The 12109-nt window shown below is 52.3% G+C and carries 10 protein-coding genes; 4 read left to right on the top strand and 6 right to left on the bottom strand.

Going from position 1 to position 12109, the window contains the following annotated elements:
- Window positions 1–135: 135 nt before the first annotated feature.
- The 3 genes from pgsA to KEM39_RS00630 form a co-directional block, all read right to left on the bottom strand.
- Entirely contained in the window at window positions 136–699 is a 564-nt protein-coding gene (gene pgsA / locus KEM39_RS00640; protein WP_036475128.1) for a CDP-diacylglycerol--glycerol-3-phosphate 3-phosphatidyltransferase, read from the bottom strand.
- Window positions 700–804: 105 nt separating this feature from the next.
- Entirely contained in the window at window positions 805–1275 is a 471-nt protein-coding gene (locus KEM39_RS00635) for a hypothetical protein (RefSeq protein WP_240002729.1), read from the bottom strand.
- A gap of 128 nt (window positions 1276–1403) precedes the next feature.
- Entirely contained in the window at window positions 1404–1739 is a 336-nt protein-coding gene (locus KEM39_RS00630) for a carboxymuconolactone decarboxylase family protein (RefSeq protein WP_002212800.1), read from the bottom strand.
- A 128-nt stretch (window positions 1740–1867) separates the two neighbouring features.
- On the opposite strand from KEM39_RS00630, the gene mtrA reads away from it, so the two are divergent.
- The gene (mtrA, locus tag KEM39_RS00625; RefSeq protein ID WP_030002145.1) at window positions 1868–2773 is read left to right on the top strand and encodes an AraC family transcriptional regulator; all 906 of its coding nucleotides are present in this window, start codon (window positions 1868–1870) and stop codon (window positions 2771–2773) included.
- A gap of 61 nt (window positions 2774–2834) precedes the next feature.
- Here mtrA and KEM39_RS00620 read toward each other — a convergent pair whose 3' ends face one another.
- Complete coding sequence (locus tag KEM39_RS00620; RefSeq protein WP_025457810.1) at window positions 2835–3323, bottom strand: hypothetical protein; 489 nt, start codon at window positions 3321–3323, stop codon at window positions 2835–2837.
- A gap of 146 nt (window positions 3324–3469) precedes the next feature.
- Between KEM39_RS00620 and KEM39_RS00615 the strand changes: the two genes are divergently transcribed.
- Complete coding sequence (locus KEM39_RS00615; RefSeq protein WP_118997309.1) at window positions 3470–4372, top strand: DMT family transporter; 903 nt, start codon at window positions 3470–3472, stop codon at window positions 4370–4372.
- A gap of 40 nt (window positions 4373–4412) precedes the next feature.
- Here the strand turns inward: KEM39_RS00615 and KEM39_RS00610 are convergent, their stop codons facing one another.
- Window positions 4413–5543 (bottom strand): polyamine ABC transporter substrate-binding protein, encoded by a 1131-nt coding sequence (locus KEM39_RS00610; RefSeq protein ID WP_118783235.1) that lies wholly within the window; start codon window positions 5541–5543, stop codon window positions 4413–4415.
- 170 nt (window positions 5544–5713) lie between these two features.
- Between KEM39_RS00610 and alaS the strand changes: the two genes are divergently transcribed.
- Together alaS and KEM39_RS00600 are read left to right on the top strand one after the other, a co-directional pair.
- Window positions 5714–8686, top strand: a complete 2973-nt coding sequence (alaS, locus tag KEM39_RS00605; protein ID WP_418029812.1) for an alanine--tRNA ligase — start codon at window positions 5714–5716, stop codon at window positions 8684–8686.
- Between the two features lie 358 nt (window positions 8687–9044).
- Window positions 9045–11861 carry a class I SAM-dependent DNA methyltransferase gene (locus KEM39_RS00600; protein ID WP_211709463.1) on the top strand — a complete coding sequence of 939 codons (2817 nt, stop codon included), beginning with the start codon at window positions 9045–9047 and terminating at the stop codon, window positions 11859–11861.
- 16 nt (window positions 11862–11877) lie between these two features.
- On the opposite strand, the gene KEM39_RS00595 is transcribed toward KEM39_RS00600, so the two are convergent.
- Window positions 11878–12109, bottom strand: a 232-nt coding sequence (locus KEM39_RS00595; protein WP_211709462.1) for a hypothetical protein, incomplete at its 5' end; no start/stop codon positions are given.

Here is a 12109-nt window from a genome sequence, read left to right as displayed (position 1 = left end):
AACTCGCGACCTCAACCTTGGCAAGGTTGCGCTCTACCAACTGAGCTATTCCCGCCCGATTTCATTCTCCGACATCGAAGAAGACGCAATTATTATGGATTATGTTTTTACCGTCAAGCTATTTTTATGTTTTTTTCAGGCGATTTCTTTCCACGCCATTTTCAGGTAATACAGCATCGACCAAACCGTCAGCAAAGATGCGATAAACATCAATATGTTGCCGATAAGTGCGAGATTAAATCCGTGAAAATCGGGAATGTTCAGCAGCAAAAAGAAAATCGCCAGCATTTGCGCGGCGGTTTTAAACTTGCCGACGGTGGCGACGGCAACGCTGTTCCTTTTGCCCATTTGCGCCATCCATTCGCGCAATGCGGAAATGGTAATTTCCCTGCCGATGATAATCATCGCAAACAAAACATATGTCCGGTCGAGTTTGACCAGCAGCAGCAAAGAGACGGCGACCATCAGCTTGTCGGCAACGGGGTCGAGGAATGCGCCGAAATCCGAGGTCTGTTTCCACAACCTTGCCAAGAATCCGTCAAACCAGTCGGTCAATGCGGCAACGGCAAAAACGACGGCGGCGGCGAGATTAATCGTTTCCTCCGCGAACCACGGGAAAGGCAGGTAAAAAAGGGCTGTCAGGACAGGGATGAGCAAGACCCTCAACCAAGTGAGGAAAATGGGGATGTTCCAAGGCATCTGTTTTCTCTGTGCAGACTGTAAAGTTGTGATTATAACGGTTATCCTCATAACCCAAAACGTAAAATTACCGCATAGGCATTCCCCCTTCCCGCCAATCTGTTTTCACTTTCTTTTCAAACGCAGGAAAATGGCGGCCAATAAAAGCAAAATACCCGGTTTCAGGCTGAAAATGGCAGGTTGTGCCAACACTTCGATAAGGCGGTCTTCCGGAAAGGAAAAATCCTTATTGGTGTGGATGCCGCCACTGTTGCGGTATTCCAACAGAACGCCGTTTAAAAAACCTTTGCCGACGGTTTCGCTTAAAACGGTTCTAACCTGCTCCGCCCTGATGGCTCTGCCGATATTGCCGCCTGTGCACAAATCGTCGAACCCGTAGCAGGAAAGCCGGTACTGCCGCCCGTCCGCCTCCAGTTTGATTGCCCGTCCGCTGCGGTTGGGTGCGGTAACGGTCAAATCCGCATATTCGAATATTGTTTCTTGTTCGTGAAATGCCGTCCGGTAAGGTGCAATAAAAACGGCAGACAACAGCAGGCAGCTTATGGCGGCAAACAATGCCAAGCGGTGATATTTCATACTTGTTCCCTGTTTCTCAAATGCCGTCTGAAAAAACGGCTGCATATGTTGTCTGCAAAATATCGGGAAGCATATCAGACAAAATGCCGTCTGAAATATTTTCAGACGGCATTTCAATCCGAAACGGATTATTTTTGCGTTTCAACCGCTTCCAATGCACGCAGGGCGTAAGTGTAAGCGGCACCGGCATTCAGGGCGATGGCGGTTGCCAATGCGCCGGCGATTTCGCTGTCGGTCGCACCGGCTTTGGCGGCGGCGGCGGCGTGAACACTGATGCAGCTCTCACAACGTGTGGTAATGGCAACGGCGATGGCAATCAGTTCGCGCGTTTTGGCATCGAGAGCTTCGGCAGCGGCGGCCTGTTCCAGTGCGCCGTATGCCTGCAGCATTTTAGGATGCGCCTTACCCAGCTCGCCAAATGATTTTTTAACCAATGCGGTATGTTCTTTCCAATCTTTAAACATTTTCTTTTCCTTTCTCTTGCGTTTAACCCTGATACGCGCTTGCGTATCTGTTTTCGATGTGCGTATTATTGCAATTATTCAGTTGTGTTTCTCGTTTAATCATCTCATTTTATGGTTCAAAAAGATTTATGGACATTCTCGACAAACTGGTCGATCTCGCCCAATTAACGGGTAGTGTGGATGTACAGTGCCTTTTGGGCGGACAATGGTCGGTACGGCATGAAACCTTGCAACGCGAAGGGCTGGTGCACATTGTTACATCAGGCAGCGGCTATCTCTGCATCGACGGTGAAACTTCCCCGCGTCCGGTCAGTACGGGGGATATTATATTTTTCCCGCGCGGCTTGGGACACCTGTTGAGCCACGATGGAAAATACGGAGAAAGTTTACAACCGGATATACGACAAAACGGCGCATTCACGGTCAAACAATGCGGCAACGGACTGGATATGAGCCTGTTTTGCGCCCGTTTCCGCTACGACACCCACGCCGATTTGATGAACGGGCTGCCGGAAACCGTTTTTCTGAACATTGCCCATCCGAGTTTGCAGTATGTGGTTTCAATGCTGCAACTGGAAAGCGAAAAACCTTTAGCGGGGACGGCTTCCGTGGTCAACGCATTATCGTCCGTCCTGCTGGTGCTTATCCTGCGCGCCTATCTCGAACAGGATAAGGATGTCGAACTCTCGGGCGTGTTGAAAGGTTGGCAGGACAAACGTTTGGGACATTTGATCCAAAAGGTGATAGACAAACCGGAAGACGAATGGAATATTGACAAAATGGTTGCCGCCGCCAATATGTCGCGCGCTCAGCTGATGCGCCGTTTCAAAAGCCGGGTCGGACTCAGCCCGCACGCCTTTGTGAACCATATCCGCCTGCAAAAAGGCGCGTTGCTGCTGAAAAAAACCCCGGATTCGGTTTTGTCGGTCGCGCTGTCGGTAGGCTTTCAGTCGGAAACGCATTTCGGCAAGGCGTTCAAACGGCAATATCACGTTTCGCCGGGGCAATACCGGAAAGAAGGCGGGCAAAAATAAATCGGGGCTTCAAACGCAAATGCCGTCTGAAAAGGCTTTCAGACGGCATTTGCGTACCGCGTCATTTCAAGGGCTGCATCTTCATCACTTCCATCAAAAAGTTGGTAAATGCGGGATTATCGGGTTTAACATCCATATTTTTCCAACGCTGCTGCCAGCCGCGCAAGGCATTCTCGATATACAGCTTGGACTGTTCCGTATTGATTGCGCCGCGCTGGCTGTCCACCGCCGAACGCAGGTAGATTTCATACATACTGTCATCGACGGCATTGCGCCCGACCAGGCGTTTTCTGAAGTTGTTCAGATATTGCGCCGCCTGAACCTTGGTCATTTTACCGATGTCCACCTGATAGCTCAGGCGCGTCGCCTCGTCGCGGATTTTGGAAACGTCCGTCCAATGCGAAGGGGCGAGGCGGAAACCTTTTACAGACGCTTCCGCCGGAACGGTATTAATCGGTCTGACAGGGATTTCGGTCAGGGTGGGCACATAAACAGTTCCGCAGCCGGACAAGGCGGCCGCGATGGGGATGAGGGCAAGATATTTTTTCATACCCGCCATTATAAGCAGGTTTACCCTGAAAAAACAAATTGTTCCTAAAAAACGCGGGTTCGGCGGGATTGCGCGCGCCCGAATCCGCCGCCGCAAACCCTGCCGCAAGGTTTACAATTTGACCTTTTTATCGCGACAAATATTATATGGATACCGCAAAAAAAGACGTTTTGGGTTCCGGCTGGATGCTGGTGGCGGCGGTCTGCTTCACCATTATGAACGTATTGATTAAAGAGGCATCAGCAAAATTTGCCCTCGGCAGCGGCGAATTGGTCTTTTGGCGTATGCTGTTTTCAACCGTTGCGCTCGGGGCTGCCGCCGTATTGCGTCGGGACACCTTCCGCACGCCCCATTGGAAAAACCACTTAAACCGCAGTATGGTCGGGACGGGGGCGATGCTGCTGCTGTTCTACGCGGTAACGCATCTGCCTTTGGCAACCGGCGTAACCCTAAGCTACACCTCGTCGATTTTTTTGGCGGTATTTTCCTTCCTGATTTTGAAAGAACGGATTTCCGTTTACACGCAGGCGGTGCTGCTCCTTGGTTTTGCCGGCGTGGTATTGCTGCTCAACCCCTCGTTCCGCAGTGGTCAGGAAACGGCGGCACTCGCCGGTCTTGCCGGCGGCGCGATGTCCGGCTGGGCGTATTTGAAAGTGCGCGAACTGTCTTTGGCGGGCGAACCCGGCTGGCGCGTCGTGTTTTACCTTTCCGCGACAGGTGTGGCGATGTCGTCGGTTTGGGCGACGCTGACCGGCTGGCACACCCTGTCCTTTCCATCGGCAGTTTATCTGTCGGGCATCGGCGTGTCCGCGCTGATTGCCCAACTGTCGATGACGCGCGCCTACAAAGTCGGCGACAAATTCACGGTTGCCTCGCTTTCCTATATGACCGTCGTTTTTTCCGCGCTTTCGGCGGCGTTCTTTTTGGGCGAACAGCTTTTTTGGCAGGAAATACTCGGTATGTGCATCATCATCCTCAGCGGCATTTTGAGCAGCATCCGCCCCATTGCCTTCAAACAGCGGCTGCAATCCCTCTTCCTCCGAAAATAAAAAATGCCGTCCGAACATCCTTCAGACGGCATATCGGGCTTTATTTCCCCGCCTTCACATCCTGCCACTGGCGCACCATAAACTTCAATGCCGCCGGCCGGATGGGAACCATAATAAAGCTGTTTTTCAAATCTTCCCCGCTTGGGAAAATCGTATTGTCGTTTTTAAATTCGTCCTCCATCAAATCGCGCGCCGGCTTGCTCGAAGGCGCGTAGGTAACGAAATTACCGTTTTTCGCCGACACTTCCGGGTCGAGGAAGTCGTTGATGTATTTGTGCGCGTTGGCGACGTTTTTCGCATCTTTCGGAATCACGAAAGAATCCACCCAAATCCCCACGCCCTCTTTGGGCATCATCACGCGGATTTTTTCCTTGCCGCCCGCTTCTTCTGCACGCCGTCTGGCGATGTTCAAATCGCCGCCGAAACCGATTGTTACGCAGGTATCGCCGCGCGCCAAATCATCGATAAAGCCGGACGAAGTAAAGCGTTTGATATTGGGGCGGTTTTTCTTGAGCAGGGCGGTTGCCTCCCTGATGTCTTCCGTATTGCTGCTGTTCGGGTTTTTACCCAAATAGTTCAACACCATAGGATAGATTTCCGCCGCGCTGTCCAAATAGCTGATGCCGCATTGCTTGAGTTTGGACGTGTATTCGGGGTCGAACACCAAATCCCACTGGTTGTCCGGCAGCTTGTCCGTACCCAAAGCCTTTTTCACGCGTTCGGTATTGATGGCGAAGGTATTTGTCCCCCAATAAAACGGCACGGCGTATTCGTGGCCGGGATCGACCCCGTCCATCAGCCTCATCATTTCGGGGTTGAGATGTTTATAATTGGGAATCAGCGATTTATCGATTTTCTGATAAGCACCTGCCTTAATCTGCCTGCCCACAAACGCATTGGACGGCGCGACAATGTCGTAACCGGATTTTCCGGTCAGCACCTTGCTTTCCAGCGTTTCATCGCTGTCGTACACATCATAAGTAACCTTGATGCCGTTTTTCTTTTCAAAATCGGCAACGGTTTCCGGATCGACGTATTCCGACCAGTTGTAAATTTTCAATACGTTTCGGTTTTCCGCCGGTGCCGGGGCTTCGGCAGACGGTTTGTCCGAACCGCCGCACGCTGCAAGCAGCAAAGCAGTCAGGACGGCCAGGGGCAGATGTTTGGTCATTATCATTCCTTGCATATCAGGTTGGAGAAAGCGGCCATTATAGCCGATATTGGGAACAGGGCTTCAGACGGCATTCAAAATCCCGCAATGCCGTCTGAAAGCCGCCGTTTCCATAGCTAGAAACAGGGATTTGCGGTAAGATACCGCCGTTCGTTTTCCCTACTTTTACCATGACAAGACATTTGAGAGACATTGAAAAAATTATGAAAACCTCCGAACTGCGCCAAAAATTCCTAAAATTTTTTGAAACCAAAGGCCACACCGTCGTCCGCTCCTCCAGCCTCGTGCCGCACGACGACCCGACCCTGCTGTTTACCAACGCGGGCATGAACCAGTTTAAAGACGTATTTTTAGGTTTCGACAAACGCCCGTACAGCCGCGCCACCACCGCGCAAAAATGCGTACGCGCCGGCGGCAAGCACAACGACTTGGAAAACGTCGGCTACACCGCCCGCCACCACACCTTCTTTGAAATGATGGGCAACTTCTCCTTCGGCGACTACTTCAAACGCGACGCGATTCATTTTGCTTGGGAGTTTCTCACTTCCCCCGAATGGCTCAACATCCCCAAAGACAAACTCTTGGCGACCGTGTATGCCGAAGACGACGAAGCCTACAACATCTGGCTGAACGAAATCGGTATGCCGTCTGAACGCATCGTCCGCATCGGCGACAACAAAGGCGCGAAATACGCGTCCGACAACTTCTGGCAAATGGGCGACACCGGCCCTTGCGGCCCCTGCTCCGAAATTTTCTACGACCACGGCGAAGAAATTTGGGGCGGCATTCCCGGTAGCCCCGAAGAAGACGGCGACCGCTGGATCGAAATTTGGAACTGCGTATTTATGCAGTTCAACCGCGACGAACAAGGCAATATGAACCCGCTGCCCAAGCCGTCCGTTGATACCGGCATGGGTTTGGAACGTATGGCGGCCGTCATGCAGCACGTCCACAGCAACTACGAAATCGACTTGTTCCAAGACCTGCTCAAAGCCGTCGCCCGCGAAACCGGCGCGCCGTTCAGCATGGAAGAACCAAGCCTGAAAGTCATCGCCGACCACATCCGCTCCTGCTCCTTCCTGATTGCAGACGGCGTGTTGCCTTCCAACGAAGGACGCGGCTACGTATTGCGCCGCATTATCCGCCGCGCCGTGCGCCACGGTTACAAACTGGGTCAAAGCAAACCGTTCTTCCACAAACTCGTTGCCGATTTGGTTAAAGAGATGGGCGATGCCTACCCTGAATTGAAAGAAAAACAAGTTCAAATCGAAGAAGCGTTGAAAAACGAAGAAAGTCGTTTTGGTCAAACTTTGGAAACTGGTATGACTTTGCTGGAAAACGCATTAGCTTATGAACGAATCTGGAGTCTTTTGCCACAGTGTGATTATGATACTGATGATTTTGACACTGATGAGATTAAGCAGAAAAGTATCGTATTTAATTTGTCAAATGATTCATTTCGAGCTTATGCATGTAGATTTAAAAATAAGGATGATGGTAAAAAACTTATTGGCATCTTTAAATCAAAAAATCTCGAAGGTGGATTGGAAGAAGGTGGATTCGAATCTACTGAGCTTATAAACATGAGTCTCGATAGCTTCATGAATCGTGATAACTTTGAATACACAACTACTATTCAAAACTTTTTTCAGAAGAATAAAGAACTTCCAAACTTAATTCTCGACGGCGAAATCATCTTCAAACTCTACGATACCTACGGTTTCCCATACGATTTGACTGCCGACATCTGCCGCGAACGAAATATCGAACTGGACGAAGCAGGCTTCGAGCGCGAGATGGAAGCCCAACGCGCACGCGCACGCGCCGCCCAAAGCTTTAAAGCCAACGCCCAACTGCCTTACGACGGTCAAGACACCGAGTTTAAAGGTTATAGCGAACGCCAAACCGAATCCAAAGTCCTCGCCCTCTACAAAGACGGCGAGCAAGTCAACGAATTGAACGAAGGCGACAGCGGCGCAGTCGTCATCGACTTTACCCCGTTCTATGCAGAATCCGGCGGCCAAGTCGGCGACGTAGGCTATATCTTCTCAGGCGAAAACCGCTTTGAAGTACGCGATACCCAAAAAATCAAAGCGGCCGTATTCGGTCAATTCGGCGTACAAACTTCAGGCCGTCTGAAAGTCGGCGACAGCGTTACCGCCAAAGTGGATGACGAAATCCGCAATGCCAATATGCGCAACCACAGCGCGACCCACCTGATGCACAAAGCCCTGCGCGACGTATTGGGCGGACACGTCGAACAAAAAGGCTCTTTGGTTACCGCCGAATCCACCCGTTTCGACATTTCCCATCCTCAAGCGGTAACTGCCGAAGAAATCGCCGAAGTCGAACGCCGCGTCAACGAAGCCATCTTAGCCAACGTTGCCGTCAACGCAGCCATTATGAGCATGGAAGATGCCCAAAAAACCGGCGCCATGATGCTCTTCGGCGAAAAATACGGCGACGAAGTGCGCGTACTGCAAATGGGCGGTTTCTCTACCGAATTGTGCGGCGGCACGCACGTTTCACGCACCGGCGACATCGGCCTCTTCAAAATCATCAGCGAAGGCGGTATTGCCGCAGGCGTACGCCGTATCGAAGCCATCACCGGCCTGAACGCACTCAAATGGGCGCAAGAGCAAGAACGCTTGGTGAAAGACATCATTGCCGAAACCAAAGCCCAAACCGAAAAAGACGTACTGGCGAAAATCCAAGCAGGCACGGCACACGCCAAAACATTGGAAAAAGAATTGGCTCGCGCCAAAGCCGAACTCGCCGTCCACGCGGGCGCAAAACTCTTGGACGATGCAAAAGACCTGGGCTCAGCCAAACTCGTTGCCGCCCAAATCGAAGCCGACTCAGCCGCCCTGCGCGAAATCGTAACCGACCTGACCGGAAAATCCGACAACGCCGTGATTCTTTTAGCGGCAGTCAACGACGGCAAAGTCTCCCTGTGCGCAGGCGTATCCAAAGCCCTGACCGGAAAAGTGAAAGCAGGCGATCTGGTTAAATTTGCAGCCGAACAAGTCGGCGGCAAAGGCGGCGGTCGTCCCGACTTGGCGCAAGCCGGCGGTACGGATGCCGGCAAATTGCCCGAAATGCTGGCAAGCGCGGAAGAATGGGTAAAAGCCAAACTCGCGTAATCCCTCTGCCGCAAGCAAAATGCCGTCTGAACGCCCGAGCCTTCAGACGGCATTTTTTCCGCACGCAGTTGCTACGGTTACAAAAATCCCGTCATTCCCGCGTAGGCGGGAATCTAGGGCGTTCGGTTCGGTTATGTTGGAATTTCGGGAAACTGATGAATCGTCATTCCCGCGCAGGCGGGAATCTAGACCTGTCGGTGCGGAAACTTATCGGATAAAACGGTTTCCCCAACCCTGCATCCTAGATTCCCACTTTCGCACAAATAACAGCGCAAATAGGGCAAAGATAAGGATATAGGGGTTTTTTCTTTGAATTTACTATACAATTTACCCGTCCCCGTTATAGAAACCCAAGCCGATGAAAACCCTGCTCCAACTCCAAACCGCCGCACAAAACTTCGCCGCCTACTACAAAGACCAAACCGACGAACGCCGCGAGAAAGACACCTTCTGGAACGAATTTTTCGCCATTTTCGGCATCGACCGCAAAAACGTCGCCCACTTCGAATACCCCGTCAAAGACCCTGCCGACAACACCCAATTCGTCGATATATTTTGGGAGGGCATCTTCCTTGCCGAACACAAATCCGCCAACAAAAACCTGACCAAGGCCAAAGAGCAGGCGGAGCGTTATTTGCAGGAAATCGGGCGCACCAAGCCCTCCGCGCTGCCCGAATATTACGCCGTCAGCGATTTTGCCCATTTCCACCTTTACCGCCGCGTACCTGAAGAAGGCGCGGAAAACCAATGGCAGTTCCCTTTGGAAGAACTACCCGAATACATCACGCGCGGCGTTTTCGACTTCATGTTCGGCATCGAAGCCAAAGTCCGCCAAATTCAAGAAGAAGCCAATATTCAGGCGGCGGCAGCCATCGGCAGGCTGCACGACACGCTCAAAGAAGAAGGCATTTACGAAGAACACGAGCTGCGCCTCTTCATCACGCGCCTGCTTTTTCTCTTTTTTGCCGACGACAGCGCCGTTTTCCAGCGCAACTATCTCTTTCAAGACTTTTTAGAAAGCTGCAAAGAAGCCGACACGCTCGGCGACAAGCTCAACCAACTCTTTGAATTTCTCAACACACCCGACCAAAAGCGCAGCAAGACCCAAAGCGAAAAATTTAAAGGTTTTGAATACGTCAACGGCGGCCTGTTTAAAGAACGCCTGCGCACCTTCGACTTCACCGCCAAGCAGCACCGCGCCTTAATCGACTGCGGCAATTTCGACTGGCGCAACATCAGTCCAGAAATCTTCGGCACGCTCTTCCAATCCGTCATGGACGCGCAAGAGCGGCGCGAAGCGGGCGCACACTACACCGAAGCCGCCAACATCGACAAAGTCATCAACGGCCTTTTTTTAGAAAACCTGCGCGCCGAATTTGAAGCCGTCAAAGCCCTCAAACGCGACAAAGCCAAAAAGCTCGCCGCCTTCTACCAAAAAATCCAAAACCTGAAATTCCTCGACCCGGCCTGCGGCTGCGGCAACTTCCTTATCGTCGCCTACGACCGTATCCGCGCCCTTGAAGACGACATCATCGCCGAAGCCCTCAAAGACAAAGCAGGCGGCCTGTTCGACAGCCCGTCCGTCCAATGCCGTCTGAAACAGTTTCACGGCATCGAAATAGACGAATTTGCCGTCCTCATCGCCCGCACCGCCATGTGGCTCAAAAACCACCAATGCAACATCCGCACGCAAATCCGCTTCGACGGCGAAGTCGCCTGCCATACGCTGCCGCTCGAAGACGCCGCCGAAATCATCCACGCCAACAGCCTCCGCACACCTTGGCAGGCGGCGGACTACATCTTCGGCAATCCGCCCTTTATCGGCTCGACCTACCAAACCAAAGAGCAGAAAAACGACCTCGAAAGCATCTGCGGCCATATCAAAGGCTACGGCCTGTTGGATTACGTCTGCAACTGGTATGTCAAAGCCGCCGGCATCATGGCGCAGCATCCCCAAGTTCAGACGGCATTTGTTTCCACCAATTCCATCTGCCAAGGCCAGCAGGTCGAAATCCTTTGGGGCAGCCTTTTGAAGCAAGGCATCGAAATCCACTTTGCCCACCGCACCTTCCAATGGACGAGCCAAGCCGCAGGCAAAGCCGCCGTCCACTGCATCATCGTCGGCTTCCGCCAAAAGCCGCAAATGCCGTCTGAAAAAACCCTCTACGACTATCCCGACATCAAAGGCGAACCCGTAAAACACACTGCGGCCAACATCAATCCGTATCTGATTGACGCGCCCGATTTGATTATTACCAAGCGCAGAAGCCAAATCAGCGGGGAAAATGAAATGTGCAAAGGCAACCAGCCGACCGACGGCGGCAACCTTATCCTTTCAACCGATGAAAAAGAAGCCCTGATTGCCGCCGAACCCTTGGCGGAACAATACATCCGCCCCTTTATCGGCGCAGAGGAATTTATCAACGGCAAAACCCGTTGGTGCCTGTGGTTTCATGGCGTACCCGACGTCAAACGCAACCACGACCTGAAACAGATGCCCCAAGTCCAAGCCCGTATTCAGGCGGTCAAAGCCATGCGCGGAGCCAGCAGCAAAGCCTCCACGCAGAAAAAAGCGGCTACCCCGTGGCTCTTCGACGAAATCCGCCAGCCTTCAGACGGCAATTATCTTGCTATTCCCGAAGTATCATCAGAAACACGTCGTTTTATTCCTATTGGTTTCTTATCTTCTGAAAATATTGCCAGCAACAAACTTTATATGCTCGCAAGCAATACGCCGCTTTATCATTTTGGTATCCTCAACTCCACTATGCACAATGCCTTTATGCGTACCGTTTCAGGTCGTCTAGAAAGCCGCTATCAATACTCCGGTGGCATTGTGTACAACAACTTCCCCTTCCCCGAAAGCTGCCGGATGCCGTCTGAAAACGACCGCCCCGACCCGCTCCGCGCCGCCGTCGAAACCGCCGCCCAAGCCGTCCTCGACGCGCGCGGACAATACCGCCGGGAAGCGAGGGAAGCCGGTTTGCTCGAGCCGACCCTCGCCGAACTCTATGCGCCCGACGCAGGCTATACCGCTCTCGACAAAGCCCATGCCGCCCTCGACAAAGCCGTCGATAAAGCCTACGGCTACAAAACAGGCAAAAACACCGACGACGAAGCCGAACGCGTCGCCTTCCTGTTCGAGCTGTACCGCAAGGCGACGGCAGTTGCATAGTTGCGTAGGGTGGGCTTCAGCCCACCGTTTCTTCATTTTTGCTTGTCAATTGGTGGGCTGAAGCCCACCCTACGGTTAATACGGTTACTGATTCGTTTCCCCCTGCATCCGAATCACGCTGCACCGCAAAAAACGCGCGCCCGATGCGGCGTAGGGTTTCGGTTATGTTGGAATTTCGGGAAACTGATGAATCGAGACCTTTGCAAAATTCCCCAAAATCCCCTAAATTCCCACCAAGACATTTAGGG

The organism is Neisseria sp. Marseille-Q1983 (genome assembly GCF_018224585.1).
Classification (GTDB): Bacteria; Pseudomonadota; Gammaproteobacteria; order Burkholderiales; family Neisseriaceae; genus Neisseria; species Neisseria polysaccharea.
Note: the sequence above shows the minus strand (reverse complement) of the source record. Positions and strands in the feature narration are given on the sequence as shown.

What these genes read in the sequence shown, in the direction of transcription:
- pgsA (WP_036475128.1), bottom strand. Translation starts at nt 699, where the DNA reads ATGCCTTGGAACATCCCCATTTTCCTCACTTGGTTGAGGGTCTTGCTC.
- KEM39_RS00635 (WP_240002729.1), bottom strand. Translation starts at nt 1,275, where the DNA reads ATGAAATATCACCGCTTGGCATTGTTTGCCGCCATAAGCTGCCTGCTG.
- KEM39_RS00630 (WP_002212800.1), bottom strand. Translation starts at nt 1,739, where the DNA reads ATGTTTAAAGATTGGAAAGAACATACCGCATTGGTTAAAAAATCATTT.
- mtrA (WP_030002145.1), top strand. Translation starts at nt 1,868, where the DNA reads ATGGACATTCTCGACAAACTGGTCGATCTCGCCCAATTAACGGGTAGT.
- KEM39_RS00620 (WP_025457810.1), bottom strand. Translation starts at nt 3,323, where the DNA reads ATGAAAAAATATCTTGCCCTCATCCCCATCGCGGCCGCCTTGTCCGGC.
- KEM39_RS00615 (WP_118997309.1), top strand. Translation starts at nt 3,470, where the DNA reads ATGGATACCGCAAAAAAAGACGTTTTGGGTTCCGGCTGGATGCTGGTG.
- KEM39_RS00610 (WP_118783235.1), bottom strand. Translation starts at nt 5,543, where the DNA reads ATGACCAAACATCTGCCCCTGGCCGTCCTGACTGCTTTGCTGCTTGCA.
- alaS (WP_418029812.1), top strand. Translation starts at nt 5,714, where the DNA reads ATGACAAGACATTTGAGAGACATTGAAAAAATTATGAAAACCTCCGAA.
- KEM39_RS00600 (WP_211709463.1), top strand. Translation starts at nt 9,045, where the DNA reads ATGAAAACCCTGCTCCAACTCCAAACCGCCGCACAAAACTTCGCCGCC.